The organism is Janthinobacterium sp. BJB304 (assembly GCF_002735765.1).
Taxonomy (GTDB): domain Bacteria; phylum Pseudomonadota; class Gammaproteobacteria; order Burkholderiales; family Burkholderiaceae_D; genus Janthinobacterium.
In genome coordinates, this window is sequence record NZ_PDZN01000009.1 from 37,547 (window position 1) to 59,430 (window position 21,884).

Annotated in this window: 21 protein-coding genes; 14 read left to right on the forward strand and 7 right to left on the reverse strand. The window is 63.8% G+C overall.

Annotation, left to right across the window (positions count from 1 at the left end; translation table 11 throughout):
- The first annotated feature begins 10 nt into the window (after positions 1-10).
- The 6 genes from CSQ95_RS12425 (at position 11) to CSQ95_RS12450 (ending at position 6,945) form a co-directional block, all read left to right on the forward strand.
- Complete coding sequence (locus CSQ95_RS12425) at positions 11-1,054, forward strand: rod shape-determining protein (RefSeq protein WP_010393186.1); 1,044 nt, start codon at positions 11-13, stop codon at positions 1,052-1,054.
- A 108-nt stretch (positions 1,055-1,162) separates the two neighbouring features.
- Positions 1,163-2,224, forward strand: a complete 1,062-nt coding sequence (gene mreC, locus CSQ95_RS12430) for a rod shape-determining protein MreC (protein WP_099409748.1) — start codon at positions 1,163-1,165, stop codon at positions 2,222-2,224.
- Entirely contained in the window at positions 2,221-2,733 is a 513-nt protein-coding gene (mreD, locus tag CSQ95_RS12435; protein WP_035824494.1) for a rod shape-determining protein MreD, read from the forward strand. The genes mreC and mreD overlap by 4 nt, the downstream gene beginning before the upstream one ends.
- Before the next feature lie 12 nt (positions 2,734-2,745).
- Entirely contained in the window at positions 2,746-4,719 is a 1,974-nt protein-coding gene (gene mrdA / locus CSQ95_RS12440) for a penicillin-binding protein 2 (protein ID WP_099409749.1), read from the forward strand.
- Positions 4,720-4,786: 67 nt separating this feature from the next.
- Positions 4,787-5,902: a rod shape-determining protein RodA gene (rodA, locus tag CSQ95_RS12445; RefSeq protein WP_070222781.1), complete on the forward strand. Its 1,116-nt coding sequence runs from the start codon at positions 4,787-4,789 to the stop codon at positions 5,900-5,902.
- Positions 5,902-6,945: a septal ring lytic transglycosylase RlpA family protein gene (locus CSQ95_RS12450; RefSeq protein ID WP_099409750.1), complete on the forward strand. Its 1,044-nt coding sequence runs from the start codon at positions 5,902-5,904 to the stop codon at positions 6,943-6,945. Before rodA ends, CSQ95_RS12450 begins: the two co-directional genes overlap by 1 nt.
- A 63-nt stretch (positions 6,946-7,008) precedes the next feature.
- On the opposite strand, the gene CSQ95_RS12455 is transcribed toward CSQ95_RS12450, so the two are convergent.
- Genes CSQ95_RS12455 through argS form a run of 7 tightly spaced genes read right to left on the reverse strand, consistent with a single transcriptional unit; the run spans position 7,009 to position 13,186 of the window.
- On the reverse strand, positions 7,009-7,698 hold the full coding sequence (locus CSQ95_RS12455; RefSeq protein WP_099409751.1) for an SPOR domain-containing protein: 690 nt from the start codon (positions 7,696-7,698) through the stop codon (positions 7,009-7,011).
- Complete coding sequence (locus CSQ95_RS12460; protein ID WP_070222774.1) at positions 7,692-8,450, reverse strand: type III pantothenate kinase; 759 nt, start codon at positions 8,448-8,450, stop codon at positions 7,692-7,694. Before CSQ95_RS12460 ends, CSQ95_RS12455 begins: the two co-directional genes overlap by 7 nt.
- Before the next feature lie 4 nt (positions 8,451-8,454).
- Positions 8,455-9,258, reverse strand: a complete 804-nt coding sequence (locus CSQ95_RS12465; RefSeq protein ID WP_099409752.1) for a biotin--[acetyl-CoA-carboxylase] ligase — start codon at positions 9,256-9,258, stop codon at positions 8,455-8,457.
- A 10-nt stretch (positions 9,259-9,268) separates the two neighbouring features.
- The gene (locus tag CSQ95_RS12470) at positions 9,269-10,030 is read right to left on the reverse strand and encodes an SDR family oxidoreductase (RefSeq protein WP_099409753.1); all 762 of its coding nucleotides are present in this window, start codon (positions 10,028-10,030) and stop codon (positions 9,269-9,271) included.
- A gap of 37 nt (positions 10,031-10,067) precedes the next feature.
- Positions 10,068-10,739 carry a thiol:disulfide interchange protein DsbA/DsbL gene (locus tag CSQ95_RS12475; RefSeq protein WP_070222768.1) on the reverse strand — a complete coding sequence of 224 codons (672 nt, stop codon included), beginning with the start codon at positions 10,737-10,739 and terminating at the stop codon, positions 10,068-10,070.
- A gap of 9 nt (positions 10,740-10,748) precedes the next feature.
- Entirely contained in the window at positions 10,749-11,456 is a 708-nt protein-coding gene (locus CSQ95_RS12480) for an SPOR domain-containing protein (RefSeq protein ID WP_099409754.1), read from the reverse strand.
- 20 nt (positions 11,457-11,476) lie between these two features.
- Complete coding sequence (gene argS, locus CSQ95_RS12485; protein ID WP_099409755.1) at positions 11,477-13,186, reverse strand: arginine--tRNA ligase; 1,710 nt, start codon at positions 13,184-13,186, stop codon at positions 11,477-11,479.
- A gap of 375 nt (positions 13,187-13,561) precedes the next feature.
- On the opposite strand from argS, the gene rsmB reads away from it, so the two are divergent.
- From rsmB to CSQ95_RS12525, 8 genes are all read left to right on the forward strand, one after another.
- The gene (gene rsmB, locus CSQ95_RS12490) at positions 13,562-14,983 is read left to right on the forward strand and encodes a 16S rRNA (cytosine(967)-C(5))-methyltransferase RsmB (RefSeq protein WP_099409756.1); all 1,422 of its coding nucleotides are present in this window, start codon (positions 13,562-13,564) and stop codon (positions 14,981-14,983) included.
- 97 nt (positions 14,984-15,080) lie between these two features.
- A complete protein-coding gene (locus tag CSQ95_RS12495; protein ID WP_226939765.1) occupies positions 15,081-15,587 on the forward strand; it encodes a DUF4390 domain-containing protein in 507 nt (168 codons plus the stop codon).
- Positions 15,587-17,884, forward strand: coding sequence for a PAS domain-containing sensor histidine kinase (locus tag CSQ95_RS12500; RefSeq protein ID WP_070222758.1), 2,298 nt, complete (start codon positions 15,587-15,589; stop codon positions 17,882-17,884). Before CSQ95_RS12495 ends, CSQ95_RS12500 begins: the two co-directional genes overlap by 1 nt.
- A 98-nt stretch (positions 17,885-17,982) precedes the next feature.
- The gene (locus CSQ95_RS12505) at positions 17,983-18,702 is read left to right on the forward strand and encodes a response regulator (RefSeq protein WP_070222756.1); all 720 of its coding nucleotides are present in this window, start codon (positions 17,983-17,985) and stop codon (positions 18,700-18,702) included.
- A complete protein-coding gene (locus CSQ95_RS12510) occupies positions 18,699-19,100 on the forward strand; it encodes a GTPase (protein ID WP_099409757.1) in 402 nt (133 codons plus the stop codon). The genes CSQ95_RS12505 and CSQ95_RS12510 overlap by 4 nt, the downstream gene beginning before the upstream one ends.
- A gap of 156 nt (positions 19,101-19,256) precedes the next feature.
- On the forward strand, positions 19,257-19,514 hold the full coding sequence (locus CSQ95_RS12515; RefSeq protein WP_070222752.1) for a DUF3567 domain-containing protein: 258 nt from the start codon (positions 19,257-19,259) through the stop codon (positions 19,512-19,514).
- Between the two features lie 86 nt (positions 19,515-19,600).
- Entirely contained in the window at positions 19,601-20,380 is a 780-nt protein-coding gene (locus CSQ95_RS12520; RefSeq protein WP_099409854.1) for a class II glutamine amidotransferase, read from the forward strand.
- 136 nt (positions 20,381-20,516) lie between these two features.
- Positions 20,517-21,797, forward strand: coding sequence for an EAL and HDOD domain-containing protein (locus CSQ95_RS12525; protein ID WP_035824533.1), 1,281 nt, complete (start codon positions 20,517-20,519; stop codon positions 21,795-21,797).
- Positions 21,798-21,884: the final 87 nt, after the last annotated feature.

Here is a 21,884-nt window from a genome sequence, read left to right on the forward strand (position 1 = left end):
CAGGACACTCATGTTTGGTTTTTTACGCAGGTATATCTCCACCGATCTGGCCATTGACTTGGGCACGGCCAACACCCTTATTTATGTACGCGGCCTCGGTATCGTCCTGGACGAGCCATCCGTCGTCGCCATCCGCCAGGAAGGCGGTCCGAATGGCAAGAAGACCATTCAGGCAGTCGGCAAGGAAGCCAAGCAGATGCTGGGCAAAGTGCCGGGCAATATCGAAGCGATTCGTCCGATGAAAGATGGCGTGATCGCCGACTTCACCGTGACCGAGCAGATGCTCAAGCAATTCATCCGCATGGTGCATGACTCGAAATTCTTCCGTCCATCGCCGCGCATCATCATTTGCGTGCCGTGCGGTTCGACCCAGGTCGAACGCCGCGCGATCCGCGAATCGGCCCTGGGCGCCGGCGCCTCGCAGGTGTACCTGATCGAGGAACCGATGGCAGCGGCCATCGGCGCGGGCTTGCCCGTGTCGGAGGCGACCGGCTCGATGGTGGTCGACATCGGCGGCGGCACGACGGAAGTGGGCATCATCTCGCTGGGCGGCATGGTCTACAAGGGTTCCGTGCGCGTGGGCGGCGACAAGTTCGATGAAGCCATCGTCAACTACATCCGCCGCAACTACGGCATGCTGATCGGCGAACAGACGGCCGAAGCCATCAAGAAGGCCATCGGTTCGGCCTTCCCTGGTTCGGAAGTGAAGGAAATGGAAGTCAAGGGCCGCAACCTGTCCGAAGGCATCCCGCGTTCGTTCACCATTTCCAGCAACGAGATCCTCGAAGCGCTGACCGACCCGCTGAACAACATCGTCTCGGCCGTGAAAAACGCGCTGGAACAGACGCCGCCGGAACTGGGCGCCGACATCGCCGAAAAAGGCATGATGCTGACGGGCGGCGGCGCGCTGCTGCGCGACCTGGACCGCCTGCTGATGGAGGAAACCGGCCTGCCGGTGCTGGTGGCCGAGGACCCGCTCACCTGCGTGGTGCGCGGTTCCGGGATGGCACTGGAACGTATGGACAAGCTCGGCTCGATCTTCTCCTACGAATAATCTGACAGAAGGGCCGGAAACCATTCCGGCCTTTTTTTGGTTTTGGCGCCGGCGTCTGACCGGGGCCTGCACGTTGGCGCACTGCGCCTGGCCTGATTATTGGAAGTCATGGAATACAGTCCTCCGCCACTTTTCAAACAAGGCGCCTCCGCCCGCGTCAAGATGATGGTGTTCGCCGGCATTTCTATCGCCCTGCTGCTGGTCGATTCGCGCATGCACGCGCTGACGGCCGTGCGTCAGGCGGTCGGCACCGTGCTGTATCCGGTGCAGATGGCGGCCCTGGTGCCGCGCGACGTGGCGCTTGGCGTCGGCAACTACTTTTCTTCGCTGTCCGCCCTGGAAAAACAGGTGCGCGACCTGAAGCACGAACAGATCGCCTCGGCGCAGATCCTGCAGCAGGCGCAGCTTAATATCGTTGAAAACAACCACCTGCGCAAGCTGATGGAAGCGCGCGAGCGCGTGCCCGTCAAGACCATGATGGCCGAAGTGCTGTACGACACGCGCGATTCGGCCACGCGCAAGATCGTGCTCGATCGCGGCATCCAGCATGGCGTGGAACTGGGCCGCCCCGTGATCGACAACCTGGGTGTGGTGGGGCAGGTCACGCGCGTGTTCCCGTTCACCTCCGAAGTAACGCTCTTGACCGATGAAGAGCAGGCCATTCCCGTGCAGCTGCTGCGCAACGGTGTGCGCAGCGTGGCCATCGGCCGCGGCAAGTCGGGCACCATGGAGCTGCGCTTCACGGCCCCCAGCGCCGACATCCAGATCGGCGACATCGTCATTACCTCGGGCCTCGACGGCCTGTACCCGGCTGGCCTGGCCGTGGCGCGCGTGACCCTGGTCGAGCGCAATGCGCATGGCCCGTTCGGCCGCGTCGTGTGCCAGCCGCTGGCCGGTATCGAACGCAACACCCAGCTGCTCATCCTGATGACGTCGCCCGATATTCCGCCGCGCCCGCCCGCCGAAGATGTCAAGACGGGCCGCAAGATCGCCGGCAAGATGGCGCCGATCAAGGACCCGGCCAAGGAGCCTGCCGCCGCCGCGACAGCCCCCGCCGCGAAGCCGCCCGCCAGCGCCGCGCCGAAACCGGCGGCGCCGGCAGGACCTGCCGCAACGCCTGTAACAACGCCAGCACCTGCCGCCGTGCCACCGAAGGAAGCGACACGATGAACCGCCCGCATTACATCCTGCTGCCGGTCAGCCCCCTGTTCATCGGTTTTTCCCTGCTGTGCGCTTTTTTGCTGAATCTGCTGCCATGGGGCCAGTTTGTCGGCGTGCCCGATTTCGTCGCGCTGGTGCTGGTCTTCTGGGGCATCCACCAGCCGCGCAAGGTCGGCATCGGCGTTGCGTTCTTCATGGGCCTGATGATGGACGTGCACGATTCGACCCTGCTGGGCGAGAATGCCTTGGCGTATACCTTGCTGTCGTATTTCGCCATCATGATGCACCGGCGCGTGCTGTGGTTCCCCATCCTGACGCAGGCACTGCACGTGCTGCCGCTGCTGCTGCTGACGCAGGCGCTGCAATTGCTGACGCGGCTGATCGTCTCGGGCCGTTTCCCCGGCTGGCTCAATTTCATCGAGAGCTTCGTCGCCGTCGCCCTCTGGCCTTTCGTGACGTGGATCCTGCTGGCGCCGCAGCGCCGCGCCGTGGACCGCGACCATAACCGGCCGATCTGACGGGCGCCTGCCATGACCGAACTGAAAAATACCGAGCGCGAACTGCATTTTTTCCGCATGCGCCTGACCATCCTGGGCGCGCTCGTCTTCGTCTGCTTTTCGCTGCTGCTGGCGCGCTTCATCTGGCTGCAGGTGATCAAGCACGAGGACTACGCGACCAAGGCTGAGGACAACCGCATCGCCGTGGTGCCCATCGTGCCCACGCGCGGCCTGATCCTCGACCGCAACGGCGTGGTCCTGGCGCGCAATTACTCGGCCTACACGCTGGAAATCACGCCGTCGAAATTGAGCGCCAGCCTCGATTCCGTGATCGACGAGCTGTCGACCCTGGTGCAGATCGACGTCAAGGACCGCCGCCGCTTCAAGAAGCTGCTGGAAGAATCGAAGAACTTCGTCAGCGTGCCGCTGCGCACGCGCCTGACGGACGAGGAAGTGGCGCGCTTCACGGCGCAGCGTTTCCGCTTCCCCGGCGTGGAAGTGCAGGCGCGCCTGTTCCGCCAGTATCCGATGGGCGAGGTGGCCTCGCACGTGGTGGGCTTCATCGGCCGCATCAACCGCAATGAAGCCAAGGCGCTGGAAGAGGGCGAGGACGCGGCCAACTACAACGGCACCGACCATATCGGCAAGGAAGGCCTGGAAAAAAGCTACGAAAAGCAGCTGCATGGCACCACCGGCTACGAAGAAGTGGAAGTGTCGGCCGGCGGGCGCGCCATGCGCACCCTGTCGCGCACGGCGGCCACCCCCGGCAACAACCTGATCCTGTCGATCGACATCGAACTGCAGAAGGTGGTAGAGGAAGCGTTCGGCGAATGGCGCGGCGCGGCCGTGGCCATCGACCCGGCTACGGGCGACATCCTCGCCTACGTCTCCAAGCCAGGCTATGACCCCAACCTGTTCGTCGACGGCATCGACCAGCAAAGCTGGAACGAACTCAATACCTCGCTGGACCGGCCGATGGTCAACCGTCCCCTGTCCGGTACCTACGCGCCCGGTTCGACCTTCAAGCCCTTCATGGCGCTGGCCGCGCTGGAACTGGGCAAGCGTACGCCGAGCCAGTCGATTTCCGATCCCGGCTTCTTCATCCTCGGCGGCCACACCTTCCGCGACGACAAGGTGGGCGGCCATGGCACGGTGGACATGCACAAGTCCATCGTCGTCTCGTGCAACACCTATTACTATCAGCTGGGCCGTGACATGGGCATCGACGCCATCCACGACTTCATGAAGCCGTTCGGTTTCGGCCAGCTGACGGGCATCGACCTGAATAATGAAAAGACGGGCGTGCTGCCGTCGACGGAGTGGAAGCGCAACCGCTTCAAGACGCCGCAGCAGAAAAAATGGGTGGGCGGCGACACGATTTCGGTGAGTAACGGCTCCGGCTACAACTCCTACACGCCGCTGCAGATCGCCCACGCGACGGCCAACCTGGCCAATAACGGCGTGGTGATGAAGCCGCATCTGGTGAAGATCATCGAAGACGCGGCCACGCGTGCGCGCACCCTGACGGTACCGAAGGAAAGCTACCGCATCGCGCTCAAGCAGGAAAACATCGACATCATCAAGCGCGCCATGGTGGGCGTGACCAGCGAGCAGGGCGGTACGGCCGCGCGCATCTTCACCGGCGTGCAGTACACGGTGGGCGGCAAGACGGGCACGGCGCAGGTGGTCGGCATCAAGAAAAACGAGAAGTACAATGCCAAGCTGCTGGCCGAGCGCCTGCGCGACAACGCCCTGTTTACGGCCTTCGCGCCGGCCGACAAGCCGCGCATCGCGATCGCCATCGTGGTGGAAAACGCGGGCTTCGGCGCCGGCGTGGCCGCGCCGATCGCGCGCAAGGCGCTCGACTACTACCTGCTGGGCAAGCGCCCGAGCGACAAGGAAAAAGACACCACCAAGGTGCCCAAGGAAGATGTCGACGAAGTGCGCACCCTGGAAGAAATCACGGACGAGCAGGCCGCCCCGGCGGCGCCTGCCAGACAGCAATGAAACCTTACTTATTACGAGAGGCGCTCGCCATGGCGGCGCGCCCGACCCCAAGGCACTAAGGAAGCACATGCCCATTAACGAGAGGCGTTCGCTGTGGCGGCGCGCCAAACCCTACCTGGCGGTGTTCGATCCGCCGCTGATGATCATCATCCTGATGCTGCTGTGCACCAGCCTGCTGACCCTGTATTCGGCCAGCATCGGCATCCCCGGCAAGATCGAGGACCATCTGCGCAACATCATGCTGTGCTTTTTCGTCATGTGGGTGGCGGCCAACGTCACGCCGCAGATGATGATGCGCATCGCCGTGCCGGCGTACACGGTATCGGTGATCTTGCTGGTGGCCGTGGCGCTGTTCGGCACCATCAAGCTCGGTGCGCGGCGCTGGCTGCATATCGGCGTGATCGACATCCAGCCGTCCGAATTCCTGAAGATCGCCACGCCGCTGATGCTGGCCTGGTTCTTCCAGCATAATGCGGGCGCCCTGCGCTGGAAATCGTTCCTGATGGCGGCCGTGCTGCTGCTGGTGCCCGTCTACCTGATCGCGCGCCAGCCCGACCTGGGCACGGCGCTGCTGGTGGTGGCGGCCGGCTTTACCGTCATCTTCCTGGCCGGCCTGTCGTGGAAGGTGCTGGCCGGCTTGCTGATCACCTTTGTTTCCTGCCTGCCGATCGCCTGGTCGCACCTGCATGATTACCAGCGCGACCGCGTGATGATGCTGATCGACCCGACCAAGGACCCGCTGGGCAAGGGCTTCCATATCATCCAGTCCATCATCGCCATCGGTTCCGGCGGCATGACGGGCAAGGGCTGGACGCACGGCACGCAGGCTCACCTGGAATTCGTTCCGGAGCGCACCACCGACTTCATCTTCGCCGTGTATTCGGAGGAGTTCGGCCTGGTCGGTAATCTGATTCTGATGCTGATGTATTTACTGCTGGTGGGACGGGGGATGATGATCGCCGCCAACGCCCCCAGTTTTTTCACTCGCCTGCTGGCAGGAGCGATAACAATGATTTTCTTTACGTATGCGTTTGTCAACATGGGCATGGTCAGCGGCATCGTGCCGGTGGTCGGCGTTCCCCTTCCATTCCTCAGCTATGGCGGCACCGCGCTGCTGACCCTGGGCGTGGCCACCGGCATCCTGATGAGCATTCAGCGCCACCGCAAGCTGGTGCAGACCTGATGCGGGCACCTATCGATACCTTCGCCATGCGCGGGCTGAGCCTCGCCGCCTTGCTGACCCTGGCCGCCTGCGGCACCGCGCCGCAAAAGCCCGCATCGAACAACGTGCCGCTGCCGTCGGGCGGCAAGGTCAAGGTGCCCGTGCGCCAGGATCCCACCTTGCCGGTCTTGCCGGCGGCCGGCTCCGGGCGCGGCGGCTACTACAAGGATGACGGTCCGGGCGACAATCCGCCCGCCAACCTGCGCGACGTGCCCGATGCGGAAGTGCGCAACGAGCCGTATTCGACGCGCTCGAACCGCCCGTATGTCGTCTTCGGCAAGACGTACACGCCGATCACCGACAACGAGCCATTCAAGCAAAAGGGCACGGGCACCTGGTATGGCAAGAAATTCCATGGCCAGCGCACTTCGTCGGGCGAAATCTACGATATGTACAAGATGACGGCGGCCCATCCGACCTTGCCGATTCCATCGTATGCGCGCGTGACGAGCATCGACAGCGGCGAGCAGGTGATCGTGCGCATCAACGACCGCGGCCCGTTCCACGCCACGCGCGTGATCGACGTGTCCTACACGGCGGCGCTGAAACTGGGCTTTCTCGGCAAGGGCAGCCACCAGGTGGTCGTCGAACGCCTGCTGCCGGCCGATATCGATGCCATCCTCGCTGCCCGCGCGGCGCCCAAGCCGGTGCCATCGGTGGTGGCCATTTCCATCGACACGCCCGTGGAAACGGGCGCCGTGGTGCAGCCGGAAGTGTCGTCGCAGATGCTGCCCGTCGATGCGACGGTGGCCATGCCTGCTCCGGCGGCGCTGGCCAGCGGCTTCTATTTGCAGCTGGGCGCCTACTCGCGCGCCGACAATGCGGAAACGGGACGTTCGCGCCTGGCGCCGTACGCGGCAGCCCTGGGTACCCTGGGCGTGGTGCAGGCCGGCAACCTGTTCCGCCTGTACGGCGGCCCGTTCTCCAGCCGCGCCGAGGCGGCACGGGCGGCGGCGAATTTGCCGGAATCGACGGGTATCAAGCCCATCGTCATTGAGAGGTAAGCGAGCGATGAGCGTAGGTCGGATCAGGCGCCAAGCGCCCTAATCCGACACGATTGTCAGCTGTCATTTACAGGAGCGCAGTTCCTGCTCTTCGAACTGCTTCGTGATCTCGGCCAGCCGCGCGCGCGTGGCGGCGTCGAGGTCGCGGAACTGGTAGGCGAATTGCTTGCTGGCGCTGTAGCGCGGCGCGACGCGGGCGCTGTGCACGCCCTGTTTGTTGAGCGATGCCAGCTGGCTTTGCGCGCTCGTTTCCGACTTGAATACGCCCAGTGAAATGCCCCAGCGCAGTGGGCTGTTTTCGTTCATGATGAAGTAATTCGTCACGCCCAGCTGCTTCAATTCGCCGGCCTTGCGGTCGGCGCCTTCCTTGCTGCCCTGCGGCGGGATGTACACCATGTAGCTGGAAATGTCCTGGCCGGCGACGTTGCGGCGCGACTGGCGGTCGCCCAGGCTCAGCGCGGCCACTTGCGCTTCGAAGCGGCGGCCATCGGCCAGCGGGAAATTGCCCACCTCCGTGCACGCATACGATGGCGGCGGCGCCGGCGTTTCTGCGGCGACCGGCGCAGGCGCTGTGGCCACGGCCGGTGCGGTCGCCTGCTCCTGCGTCAGCAAGGTGAGCTTGCCCGCCTGCAGCTGGTTTTTCAGGCGCGCCGGCTCGCGCGTCTCGCTGCGAAAACTGCCCAGATAACCCTGGCCGATGGCCAGCACCAGCAGGTTGACGCCGGCCAGCAGCCAGAAGACGAATTTCAGCATACGTGGTTTCCTTGTGTTCCTGCGGCCCCGGCGCGCGCGGCCGCCTGCAGGCCGATCATAACGATATTGTCGACCAGGTGCAGCGGCACCGCCAGCGCCAGGGCCGGTGCGATGCGCAGTGCGGCGCCGCCCGACAACAGGCAGGCGCTGGCGCCGTGCATGCGCACGGCCCGTTCGATGGCGCCCGCCTGCGCCGCCAGGCAGCCGGAGAGGATGGCGTCGTCCGTGTTGTCGGCAAAGCCGGCGGGCAGCATGGCATCGCTGCCGATGTGTGGCAGCTGCGCCGTATTGCGCGCCAGCGAACTGGCCATCAGTCCAAGTCCCGGCAAGATCATCCCGCCGAGGAAAACGCCGTCGGCCGTGATGGCGTCGATGGTGGTGGCGGTGCCGCAATTGGCGACGATGACGGCCTGGCCAGGCGCCAGCGCCTGCGCGCCGATGGCGGCGGCAAAGCGGTCGCAGCCCAGTTGCGACGGTGCGCGGTAGCCGTTCGTCAGTCCGGCCAGCTGCGGCAGCGAGACAAAGTCACGCGGCACGACCGGCAGCATGGCGCGCAGGCGCGTGCCGATGACGGCGCCGGCCACGTTCGACAGCAGCGCTTCGCTGATGGCAAGAGTCGCCCAGTGCGCGGCCAGGGTGTCGATCTGCGCATGCGCGACGGCGCCGCTGGCCAGCCAGCCGCCGGGGGCGCTGTCGGCGGCCACGAGCGCCCATTTGATGCGCGTATTGCCGGCGTCGATCAGCAGCAGCATGCGCTCACTCCCCGGCCAGGCGCAAGGACACGTCGCCCGACATGACTTCCTGCAGGCCGCCGTCGGTGCGCAGCAGCAAACGGCCCAGCTGATCGACGCCGGCCGCCACGCCTTGCTGCAGCAGCTGGCCGTTGTCGAGGATTTTCACGTGCTGGCCCTGCCACGCGTGCAGCAGGTTCCAGCGTTCCGCAAACGGCGCAAAGCCGGTGTCGTCGAATTCGGCCAGCACGCCGGCCAGGCGGCTGAGCAGCGCCGCCACCAGGGTGTTGCGCTCCATCTGCGCCAGCCAGGGCACGGCCGAGACGCTGCGCCCGATCTGCCGTTCCAGCGCATCGGGCATCAAGAGATTGATGCCGCAGCCGATGACGGCCCACACGCCGCCGCTATCGTTGCCCTGTGCCTGCTGCGTCTCGACGAGGATGCCGGCCAGTTTGTGGCCATCCTTGAGCAGATCGTTCGGCCACTTCAGTTGCACCGGCACGCCCAGCGCCGTCATGCTTTCGGCCAGCGCCACGCCGACGGCCAGCGGCAGGCCGACCAACTGGTGCAGCGGCCCCTTGAAGCGCCAGGCCAGCGAGAACATCAGGCTGGCGTCCGCCTGCGACACCCACGGCCGTCCGGCGCGCCCGCGTCCGGCCGTCTGCTGGCCGGCGATGCGCAGGGTCGGGCCGGCCAGGCTGGCGCAGCGCGCCAGCAGGTCGGCGTTGGTCGATCCCGTTTCATCGACCACTTCGATGGCAACGTGCGAGGCGCCGGTGGCGCAATGGGCGGCGATGGCCGCGCTGTTCAAGTCTGAGTGCTTCGTCATGTTGGTCAGTTCAGTTGCGCGCCTTGTGCGGCGCATTCGCGAAGGCCCGGTCGTAGACGGCATTGGGCAGCGCGCGCAGCAGCTTGGCGACGACGCCCATCTGCCACGGGATCACGCGGTAGCTGTCGCCGTCGGCGATGGCGCGCGCGGCGCGCACGGCGAATTTTTCGGCCGGCATGAGGAAGGGCATGCGGTAGGCGTTGTGGCGCGTCATCGGCGTGTCGATGTAGCCGGGCGTGATGGTGACGACCTTGATGCCCGCCGGTTTCAATTCCAGCCGCAGCGATTCGCAGTAGCTGATGACGGCCGCCTTCGAGGCGCTGTAGGCTTCGGCGCCGGGCAGGCCGCGGATGCCGGCCACGCTGCCGATGCCTACCAGGCGTCCGCTGCCCTGTTTTTTCATGGCGGCGATGAAGGGCGCGAAGGTGGCGACGGTGGCCGTGACGTTGATGGCGATGAGGCGCGCGAAGGCGTCGAGGTCTTCCGCGTGTTCGCTCAGAGTACCGTAGGACACGCCGGCGCTGGCGATGACGACGTCGATGCCGCCGGCATGGGCGATGAAGTCCTGTGCTGCGCCTTTCAGGGCGTCGTGGTCGCACACGTCGACGGCGTAGGCGCGGTGGCGTTCAGGGCGGGGCAGGGAAGCGATCAGTTGCTGCAGCGTGTCGCCGCGGCGGGCCAGCAAGCCCAAATGGGCACCCTGGCGCGCGTACTGCAGCGCCAGGGCTGCACCCAGTCCGCTCGACGCGCCCGTGATGAAAACGCGATGCATCAGGCGATGCCCGGGCGCGCCAGGGAAGTGGCCATGCTTATTTCTTTTCCGCTTTGGCTTTCGCGACCAGCACGTCCATCACGGTGAGCGCCTGGGCGTTCAGCTGCTCTTCGTTCTTGGCCGACTTGCTGCCCTGATCGGCTTGCGAAGGCGAGGTGATGTAGCGGCCGTCGATGGCGATCATGGGCCAGAACGTCACGTTATAGCCCTGCATCATGGCGTCCGCGCGGCGCACGCGGGCCGAGACGCCCATCGAACGGTAGGTGTCGATGAATTTCTGGCGATCCACGCCCTGCTTGGCGACGAAGTCGAAGACGGCGTCGTCGGTGTTCAGGCGGTTGCGTTCCACGTGCATGGCGTGGAAGACGCCGGTGTGCAGCTTGTCGACCAGGCCCATGGCTTGCAGGGTGAAGAACAGGCGCTGCTGCGGCGCCACGCTCTCGTCGCGCGACACGTGCACGCGCTTGAAGACGATGTTGTCGCCCTGTTTCTTGACCCACGCCGCCAGTTGCGGCTCGAGCACGTTGCAATGCGGGCAGTAATAGGCGAAGAATTCCGTCACTTCGATTTTCTTGCCCGATTCCGTCGCCTGCTGCGCGGGCAGGGTTTCGTATTCGACGCCGTTCTTCGGCTCGGCAGGCGAGGCGGACGCGCCCAGGGCGATGGTGCAGAGGGCGGCGGCGAACAGGATTTTCTTCAGAAAACGCATGCTGGTTCCTTATTTTTGGTTGCGGACGACGGCGACATCGATGCCGTTTTCAGACAGTTTGGTGCGCGCGCGGTTCATCGCTTCGAGCTGGTTGAACGGCCCGATGCGCACGCGGTGCAGCACGCCGGCGTCGGTGCTGCGGTCGCTGATGGCCGCTTCGAAACCGAGCAGCGCCAGTTTGCCGCGCGTGCTTTCGGCGTCCGACATGTCATGGAAGGCGCCGGCCTGCAGATAATAAATCCATTTGTCGCTGGCTGCATCGGTCTTGGCCTCTTTCGCGTCGGCCTTGGTTTGCGGTGCGGGTGCAGCCGCCGGCGTTTTCGGCGCCGGCTTGTCCTTCAGTGTACCGATCAATTCCTGCAGCGCGTCCGGCGCCGGTGCCTTCGGCTGCTGCGCGGTGGTGGGCGCCGGCGCCGGCGCGGCGGGCTGCGTCGGCGTGACGATCTCGCGCGGCTCCTTGGAGAAGTCGCGCGCCGCTTCCTTGGCCGCTTCCTTGTTGCCGTACATCGGCTTGTTCGGGTCGGCGATCTGGCCGGCCGTCGGTTCGGCCGACTTGCCGGCCTTGCCCGATTTGTCGGTGAAGGGCGAGGCGCCCTTGGTGATCACCAGGGCGACCACCACGGCGATGCCCAGGCCGATGACCAGGCCGATGATGATGCCGACCAGGGTATTGCCCTGCTGGCGCCGGGTCGAAGAGAAGCGGGAAGCATGATTCATTGACGGTTTGACCTTCGCGATTACATTTTGTTTGGCGCGGACACGCCGATCAGTGCCAGGCCGTTGCGCAGCACCTGGCGCGCGGCGACGACGAGGGCCAGGCGGGCCATCTTGACGGCGTCGTCCTCGACCAGCACTTTTTCGGCGAAGTAGAAGCTGTGCAGGTTGGCGGCCAGCTCGCGCAGGTAGAAGGCGACCTGGTGCGGTCCCAGTTCGGCTTGTGCGCGCGCCAGCATTTCCGGGTAGGCGGCCAGAGTCGCCAGCAGGGTCGCTTCGGTCGGCGCCGTCAGCGGGGACAAGTCCACGCCGGCAACCGTGCTTTCATCGCCGCCCCAGTTTTCCAGGATGCGGCAGATGCGCGCATGCGCGTACTGCACGTAATAGACGGGGTTTTCATCGGTGGTTTTCAGCGCCACGTCGACGTCGAAGACGAATTCCGTGTCGGCCTTGCGCGAGATCAGGAAGAAGCGCACGGCGTCGCGGCCTTTGGCGATGTCGCCGCCGCCCGACCATTCGATCAGGTCGCGCACGGTCACGTAGGAGCCGGCGCGTTTCGAAATCTTGACTTCTTCGCCGTCCTTCATGACGGTGACCATCTTGTGCAGCACGTAGTCGGGGTAGCCTTGCGGGATGCCCATGTCGACGGCCTGCAGGCCGGCGCGCACGCGCGCGATGGTGCCGTGGTGGTCGCTGCCCTGGATATTGATGGCCTGCACGAAGCCGCGCTGCCATTTCACCAGGTGATACGCGACGTCGGGCACGAAATACGTGTAGGTGCCGTCCGTCTTGCGCATGACTCTGTCCTTGTCATCGCCGAAGTCGGTCGTGCGCAGCCACAGCGCGCCATCCTGCTCGTAGGTGTGGCCCGCCTTGATCAAGGTTTCCACCGCGCTGTTGACCTTGCCGTCCGCGTACAGCGACGATTCCAGGTAGTAATTGTCGAACTTCACGCCAAACGCTTGCAAGTCGATGTCCTGCTCGTTGCGCAGGTAGGTGACGGCGAACGGGCGGATCGAATCGATGTCTTCCACATTGCCGTTGGCCGTCGCTGGCAAGCCGTCGCTGGCCGCAACCGTCTTGCCGGCCTTGAAGTCGCTGGCGATATCGGCGATGTAGTCGCCGTTGTAGGCGGACTCGGGCCATTCGGCGTCGCCGGGCTTGAAGCCGCGCGCGCGCGCCTGCACGGAATTGGCCAGGGTCTGGATCTGCACGCCCGCGTCGTTGTAATAGAACTCGCGCGTCACCTGGTAGCCTTGCGCGTCGAACAGCGAGGACAGGGCGTCGCCCAGGGCCGCCTGGCGGCCGTGGCCCACGTGCAGCGGGCCGGTCGGGTTGGCCGAGACGAATTCGAGGATGACTTGCTTGCCGGCGCCTGCCGTGCTGCGGCCATAGCTGTCGGCTTCGCTCAAGATGGTGTTCACCACGGCCTGCTTGGCGGCGGCGGAGACGCGCACGTTGATGAAGCCGGGACCGGCAATTTCCACTGCCTCGACCAGGCCCTTGCCGGCCGGGTTGGCCAGCACGGCCGTCACGATGGTTTGCGCCAGTTCGCGCGGGTTCTGTTTCAGCTGCTTGGCCAGTTGCATGGCGATATTGCAGGCGACGTCGCCATGCGATGCATCGCGTGGTCGCTCGAGCACCACGGTAGGCTCAAGCGAAGTGCCGGCCAGGACGGGAGCGAGGGCGGCCTGGAACAGGGCGATGATTTCTTGTTTCTGTTGGGCGAGCATGAGCAGGATGGCGGTGGAACCGCGTTAAGAATGAATAGAATGAATCGAAAAGCAAAACGGACGGCCATGACATCGCCGCCCAGACTGCGTTAATTATACTGGTTTGCTGCCGGGAACAATACGCTAGCCGGCAGTGTCCCCGTGCTGGCGCGTTTCACGATATTATCAGGACAGCATGCTCATGTTGGTGCGCGAAAACATCAGCATGGCGCATTCTGCTTGTATATATGCAGTTTTTTGCCGCAATTTACATGTATCGCTGCAATCGCTTGGGCCAGAGGACGCCACAAACGCTACAATCGACCCTTTATTGATGACGCGCGGCCGCGACTTTGCCTCCATGCAGCCCGCCGCGCGCAGCCACACCGGATAACTATGAACAAGCGCCCCACGCTGAAATTGAAAACCAAGCCGGCGCCAGGCCAGGCGCCTGCCGCACCGAAATTGCGTCCCAGCTACCATCCCGACCTGAAACCGGTCTTGCAGCCAGGCTTCCAACCCGATTTGCGCGCCGACTCGCTGGCGTTTTGCCTGCTGGGCGCGGCCAATGCCGTAGCGCAAGTGCGCACGGGCACGGCCCTGCCGCAGGCGCTGGCCAAGGTGTTTGCGCAATCGAACGCCAGCCCGCAGGCGCGCGGCGCCATCCAGGATATTTCCTACCGCACCATGCGTCAGCTGGGCCGCAGCGAAACCCTGGTTGGCCTGATGACGTCGAAGGCGCCGGAGCCGCCGATGCTCGCAGCCCTGCTGTGCTGCGCGCTGTCCTTGATGTCGGCCGAGCCGGGCGAGCAGCCGTACGAAGAATTCACGGTGGTCGACCAGGCTGTCACGGTGGCCACCTCGCACCCTGACCTGGCGCACGCCAAGGGCATGGTCAATGCCGTCTTGCGCCGCTTCTTGCGCGAGCGCAAGTCCTTGCTGGAAGCGGCCTTGCAGCAACCTTTGGCGCAATGGAATTATCCGCAGTGGTGGATCGATTCGCTGCGCCTGGCTTACCCGCGCGACTGGCAAGCCATTTTGACGGCCGGCAATGCCGTGCCGCCATTGACCTTGCGCGTGAATCGCCGCAAGAGCACGGTCGAAGCCTACCTGGCCGTGCTGTTTGATGCGGGTATCGCCGCGCGCCAGGTGGGACCGTTTGCCGTGCGACTGGACAAGCCGATCGGCGTCGCGCTGATTCCCGGCTTCGAGCAGGGTGTCGTTTCCGTGCAGGATGCCGGCGCGCAACTGGCCGCGCCGCTGCTGGACTTGCAGGACGGCATGCGTGTGCTCGATGCCTGTGCGGCGCCCGGCGGCAAGACGTGCCATATCCTGGAACTGGCCGACGTGCACGTGACGGCCATCGATGCGGACGCCAAGCGCCTGCCGCGCATCGCGGAAAACCTCGAACGCCTGGGTCTGGACGCGACCTTGAAGGCGCAGGACGCGCAATCGAGCGCATGGTGGGACGGCCAGCAGTACGACCGCATCCTGGCCGATGTGCCGTGCACGGCCTCGGGCATCGTGCGTCGCCATCCCGATATCCGCTGGTTGCGCCGCAAGGGCGACGCGTTCCAACTTGCAACACTTTCATCCAAAATTCTGGACAACCTGTGGCAGATGCTGCGCCCCGATGGTAAATTGCTGTTCGTGACATGTTCGTTGTGGCCGCAAGAGTCCGAGGCACAGGCGGCGGCATTTGCGGTGCGCAATAATGCGACCCGATTGACAGCGCCTGGCCAGCTGTTGCCGACTGGCAGCGCGGAGCAGGACCACGACGGTTTGTTCTATGCGCTATTCCAAAAAAATGCGGCTTGAGCGATTCGTCGAACCTTTTCTCACGGACACTACCGGCACACTTGTGACAACACGACTCTTCCGACTCCTGGCCCTGCTGCTGATGCTGGCATGTACCATGCCACGCGCGCATGCCGCCGATATGGTCGAGATCACCCGTGCCTACATCGAGGCCAGCGAAGAGGGCTACAAGCTGGCCGCCACGTATTCCTTCGAGCTCAATCATGACCTCGACGATGCCGTGCAGCATGGCGTGCCGCTGTATTTCACGACGGAAATCGAACTGACCCGGCCCCGCTGGTACTGGTTCGATGAAAAAGCCATCGTGGCGCGCCAGACCAGCAAGCTGTCGTACAACGTGCTCACGCGCCAGTACCATGTGTCGGGCGGCGGCTTGCAGCAAAGCTTTCCCACGCTCGACGATGCGCTGTTCCTGATCCGCCGTCCCAGCCGCTGGCTGGTGGCGCGGCGCGGCGAGCTGAAAGTGGGGCAGACGTATAACGTCACCTTGCGCATGGGCATGGACCGCGATTACCTGCCCAAGCCGATACAGGTCAATGCCTTCAATAACAGCGACTGGCGCCTGGCTTCGAATAAAAAAACCTTCTTGTATACGGCGGAGTAGTGAGTCAAGCATTGCGCTATCTGCTGGTGGTGGGCGGCGGCATAGTCAGTATCCTGCTGTTCCTGCTGGCGTCCGCTTCCGATAATTCCGGCTTTTTCGACCGTTACTACACCTGGCTGCTGGGCCTGAACGCGGCCGTGGCCGTGTCCCTGCTGGCGCTGGTGGGTATTTCCCTGGGGCGCCTGTACGCGCGCTACAAGAGCGGCAAGTTCGGCTCCAAGCTGATGACGCGCCTGGTGATGCTGTTCGCCGCCGTCGGCATCCTGCCGGGCCTGGTGATTTTCCTTGTCTCTGTGCAATTTGTCTCCCACTCGATCGAATCCTGGTTCAACGTCAAGATCGAAGCGGCGCTGGAATCGGGGATTGAGCTGGGCCGTGCCGGCCTCGATGCAGCCCTGGTCGAACTCGACCACCGGGGCCACAAGGCCGTCGAAGAAATGGGCGCCGACCCGGTGGCTGGCCCGGCCGTGCTGACCAGCCTGCTGCGCGAAGAGGGCATGCAAAATGCCATGCTCGTCAGCGGCGACGGCGTGCTGCTGGCCAGCGCCGGGCCGCACAGCGCGGCCGACTTGCCGACGCCGGCCATGCTGGTGCAGGCAGCCTTGCCGGCCGGCTATGCCTCCGCCGAAGGGGGGCTGGAATTGCACGACGACGGCACGGAGTCGGGCGGCGGCGGTTTCCGCTCGGGCTTGCCGGCGTCGCTGGAAACGGCGGCCAGCCTGCGCCTGCGCGTGCTGGTGGCCGTTCCGGGACCGTCCGTCTCGCCCCGCTACCTGCAACTGCTGCAATCGGTGCCGCCCAAGCTGGCGACGAATGGCGAGGTGCTGCGCGCCGCCTACAGCGAATACAAGGAACGTTTCGTCGCGCGCGTGGGACTGCGCAAGATGTACATGGAAATCCTCACCTTGACCTTGCTGCTGGCTATCTTCGGCGCCATCGGCAGTGCTTTCCTGATCGCGGGCAACCTGGCCCAGCCCCTGCTGCTGCTGGCCGAGGGCACGCGCGCCGTGGCCGAGGGCGACCTGTCGCCGCGCCCCATCGTCGCCACCAAGGATGAACTGGGTACCTTGACGCAATCGTTCAACATCATGACGCGCCAGCTGCTCGATGCGCGCACGGCCGTGGAAAGCAACCGCGCCGCGTTGCAAAACGCCAAGGCCCACCTGGAATCGGTACTGGCCAACATGTCGGCCGGCGTGATGGTGCTCGATGGCGACTTTAAACTGGTGACCTGCAATGAATCGGTCGAGCGCATCCTCCAGCATTCCGGGATGAGCATGGTGGGCCAGCCGCTGGCGCAGATTGCTGGAATGGAAGAATTTGGCGGCGCCATCATCAGCGCCTTCACGGCGCAAAGCGCGCAATCGGCGTCGGGCCGCAACCAGCAGCGCCTGCATTGGCAGCGCCAGATCGAGATTCCGCGCCGTCTGGGCAGCAGTGCCGACGAGCATGACATCACCTTGCTGGCGCGCGGCTCGCGCCTGCCGCTGGAGTCCGGCAGCGGCTACATTGTCGTGTTCGATGATATTTCCGATGTCATTTCCGCGCAGCGCTCGATCGCCTGGGGCGAGGTGGCGCGCCGCCTGGCGCATGAAATCAAGAATCCGCTCACGCCGATCCAGCTGTCGGCCGAGCGCCTGCAGATGAAGCTCGAAGGCAAGCTGGAGCAGCCCGATGCCGATCTGCTCAGCCGCGCCACCACCACCATCGTCAAGCAGGTCGATGCGATGAAGCGCATGGTCGACGACTTCCGCGACTATGCGCGCACGCCGCCGGCCGTGCTCGTGCCCCTGCGCCTGAACGAGCTGATCGAAGAGATCCTGAACCTGTATCTGCGCGGCGACGATGGCGACATCATCCACCCGCTGCTGGCGCCGAATCTGCCGATGGTGATGGGCGATCCGACCCAGTTGCGCCAGGTGATCCATAACCTGCTGCAGAACGCGCAGGACGCCATGGCCGACCTGCCGCCGGATTCGCCGCATCCGCGGATTGACGTAAGGACGGAAGCAATTCATTATCGCAGTGCGGACGGCGGCGTGAATATCGCCGTGCGGCTGGCCATCACCGACAACGGTCCTGGTTTTGCGCCAAAAATCCTGGCGCGCGCCTTCGAGCCGTATGTGACCTCGAAGGCCCGCGGCACGGGATTGGGCCTGGCGATGGTCAAGAAAATTATCGATGAACACGGCGGACGCATCGATATCGAGAACCGGGTCGACGGCAATGGCGCTTCGGTGGTCATTTTGCTGTTAAAGTTAGCTCCCGACACTCCTGCCCAGGAATTCCTGGCGTGAGGGTCTGGTTTAGTATTTAAAACACTAATAAAATCATAGTTGTCCGCCGTGTACATCTTGTGCGCGACGGCCGGCGAAATGAGGAAGGCAAGACACGAATGGCAAACATACTCGTAGTGGATGATGAAATGGGTATCCGTGAGTTGCTCTCGGAAATTCTGGGCGACGAAGGACATGCTATCCAGCTGGCCGAAAATGCGCAGCAGGCGCGCGAAGCGCGTGCCGCCGGTGCGCCGGATCTGGTATTGCTGGATATCTGGATGCCCGACACCGATGGCGTCACCTTGCTCAAGGAGTGGCAGCGCGATGGCTTGCTGACCATGCCGGTGATCATGATGTCGGGCCACGCCACCATCGATACGGCGGTCGAGGCAACGCGCATCGGCGCCATGAATTTCCTGGAAAAACCGATTGCTTTGCAAAAACTGCTGAAAGCGGTCCAGCAAGGCTTGACGCGGGCACAGGAAACCGTGCGCGCGCCGAGCGTAGCGCCGCGTCCCGCGGCACCCGTGGTGACCGAGGAAAGCAGCCATCCCGTGCCCAGCTTTGGCGGCAGCGCGCCGCAACAGCTGATGGTGCGCCCAGGCATCGCCGTACCGGCGGTGGCCGAAGGCCATGGCTACAACCTGTCGTTTGACTTGCCGCTGCGCGAGGCGCGCGATGCGTTCGAGCGCATGTATTTCGAACACCACCTGGGCCGCGAAGGCGGCAGCATGACCCGCGTGGCGGAAAAAACGGGCCTCGAACGCACCCATTTGTACCGCAAGCTGAAACAGCTGGGCGTCGAACCGGGCAAGCTGGCCAAGAAAGGCCTGTGACGCCAGCCGTACGGCGTCCGACGCCGCTGACCCTGGTCAGCGGTGCTTGCGCGGCCGGGCGCGAGGCGGCCATCGCGCAAGCCTTGCAGCCTGGCCAGCCGGCCGCCGTGATCCTCGAGGGTCTCGCTGACGGCAACGCCATCCTGGCCGACCTGGCCGAACAAATTTCCCCTTCTCCATCGTTTCCACTGCAACTGTTGCGTATTGTGCCCGGCTGCCTGTGCTGCAGCGGCAATCTCGTATTGCGTGTAACATTAAATCGTCTGCTGCGCCATCCACCCGCGCGCCTGTTCATCAGCCTGGCCGACGCTTCGCATATCGAACAGCTGCGCACCTGGCTGACGGCCAGTCCCTACGATGTCCTGCTGGCGCTGGAACCGGACGTGCTTGTTTCCTGAACGCGGCTTTCTGACGGTATTACCGCAGTCGCAGTTTGCATCTCGTTACAACTCTGTAGCCCGCAGGGTGGCCCGGCCGCTTGAAATGGCGGCGTGGGGCCCCCACCTCTGTCCTGAAACCGCAAGAGTTTCTCTTGCTTGAGCGAAGGATGCAAAATGAACCTGATCTATAACAGCGAACAATACAGCGTCGTGGAATTCGGCGTCGATGGCGACCTGGAAGCCCTGCGCTTCGGCGGCTATGAAATCGTCGACAAGGGCGGCAAACGCGAGACTTTCATCGCGGGAGTCCTCGCGCAAAACTTCCGCCGCGACGTCACGGAATTGATCGCCAGCGAACCGAGCATGGAGGAGATCGATGAATTTTTGGGCAGCTATGATTCCCTCATGAGCCAGCCCGTCCTGTTGCACTGATTCTGGCTGTCTGATGGCCATCGCCACCATACCAATCCGCAAGGCGGCGTGGTATGGTGGGCATGTTATCCCGCTGCAAACAGACCATGTGCCAACTTCTCGGAATGAATTGCAATGTCCCCACGGACATTGTCTTTAGTTTTACCGGCTTCGCCATGCGCGGCGGCCATACCGATACCCACCATGACGGCTGGGGCATCGCCTTTTTCGAGGGCGCCGGCGTGCGCCATTTCGTCGACCACCAGGCGGCCATCGCCTCGCCCGTGGCCGAACTGATCAAGCGCTACCCCATCAAGTCGCGCAATGTCATCGCGCATATCCGCAAGGCCACGCAAGGCCAGGTGGCGCTGGAAAACTGCCACCCGTTCGTGCGCGAACTGTGGGGCCGCTACTGGGTCTTTGCCCACAATGGCGATTTGAAGGAGTTCAACCCCGTGCTGACGGGCAGTTACCGCCCCGTCGGCTGCACGGACAGCGAACTGGCTTTCTGCTACCTGCTGCAGGAATTGCACGCGCGCTTCGGCGACGCCCCGCCGGCCTTGCCGCAACTGCATGCCGCGCTGGCGGCACTGTTGCCCGGCATCGCGGCCCACGGCACGTTCAACATGATGCTGTCGAGCGGCGAGGCGCTGTTTGCCCATTGCTCGACCAGCTTGCACTATCTGGTGCGACAACATCCGTTTCCAACTGCTAAACTCTCCGATGAAGACCTGAGCGTGGACTTTTCCCAGGTGACGACGCCCCAGGACAGAGTGGCCGTGATCGTGACTCAGCCGCTGACGACGAATGAACAATGGACGGCGTTTGCGCCCGGCGAATTGAAATTATTTGTCGATGGGATGGTGCAAGACACGCCAGTGGCCTGATTTTTGACGACAATAGCCTTGATTACTGCCAAAATACCCACAGCGCGGGCGAAATTCAGCTAAAGTATTGTCAATAGTGAACCTTGATGCGGGCGCCGCGCGGCCGGTGTCACTCGACGTGATTGATGAAGAGTTAATGATCGATATTTCCAGCAACGACATCACCCCGAAACCCTTGCGCGTGCGCGAGTTCTATCTGGGTCGACAACCTATCCTCGACCGCAACCAGGCCCTGTTCGGCTATGAGTTGCTATTCCGCAACGCTCCGGTCGGCCCCGCCAACATTACCAGCGACCTGTCCGCCACGGCCTCCGTGATCGCCCACGCTTCCCAGCTGGGCATGGAAAAAGTCATCGGTGACGCGCTCGGTTTCGTCAACGTCGACGCCGACGTGATCATGAGCGACATCTTCGTTTTCCTGCCGCGCGAAAAAGTCGTGCTGGAAATCGTCGAATCGATGCCCGTCACACCGGAAGTGCGCGCGCGCATCAGCGAACTGGTGGGCCACGGCTTTACTTTCGCGCTGGAAAACGTCGTCTCCGATACGGCGCAAGTGCAGGAACTGTTGCCGTTGGTGCAATACGTCAAGATGGACATGAGCACGGTCGACCCGAAAGTGCTGGCAGCGCTGGCGCCCCGTTTCAAGCAGGAAAACAAGAAACTGGTGGCGGAGAAGGTCGAGACGCGCGAAGAATTCAAGTCGGGCCTGGACCTGGGCTTCGATTATTTCCAGGGTTATTACTTTGCCAAGCCCGCCATCATGACGGGCAAGAAGCTGTCGCCATCGCAACTGGCCGTCATGGAACTGATGACACTGGTGACCTCCGATGCCGACAACATGGACATCGAGCGCGCCATCAAGCGTGACGTGTCGCTGGCCCTGAACCTGTTGCGTTTGGTCAATACGCCGGCCGTGGGTGCGCGCCAGCGTATCGATTCGCTGAGCCAGGCCGTGACCGTGCTGGGCCGCCGCCAGCTGCAGCGCTGGCTGCAAATCATGCTGTACGCGGAGCCAAGCAAGCGTGGCCATAGTATGACGCCGCTGCTGATGCTGGCCACCACGCGCGGCCGTTTGCTCGAATTGCTCGCGCATAAACTGCGCCCGAACCATGCCCATTCGGCCGATATCGCCTTTACGGTCGGCATCATGTCGCTGATGGATACCCTGTTCGGCGTGCCGATGTCGGAAATCCTCAGCCAGATCGAAGTGATCGACGAAGTGGCCGAAGCGCTGCTGTCGCGCGAAGGCTTCTACGGCGACCTGCTGCGCCTGGCCGAATGCATCGAGCGCATCGAAGACATGGAAGGCGAGATCGTGCCGACCTTGCGCGACCTGGCCATGTCGCCGGACGATCTGGTGGAACTGGAAATGGCGGCCTACGAATGGAGCGATAACGTAGTCCGCTACGCTCTGTAGTTGGCACCTGACCAAACCTACTGCGCGTCGGCATAGGCGGCTTGCGATGCTCACCGTACTAAAGTACGGCTCCGCTTCTCGGCCACC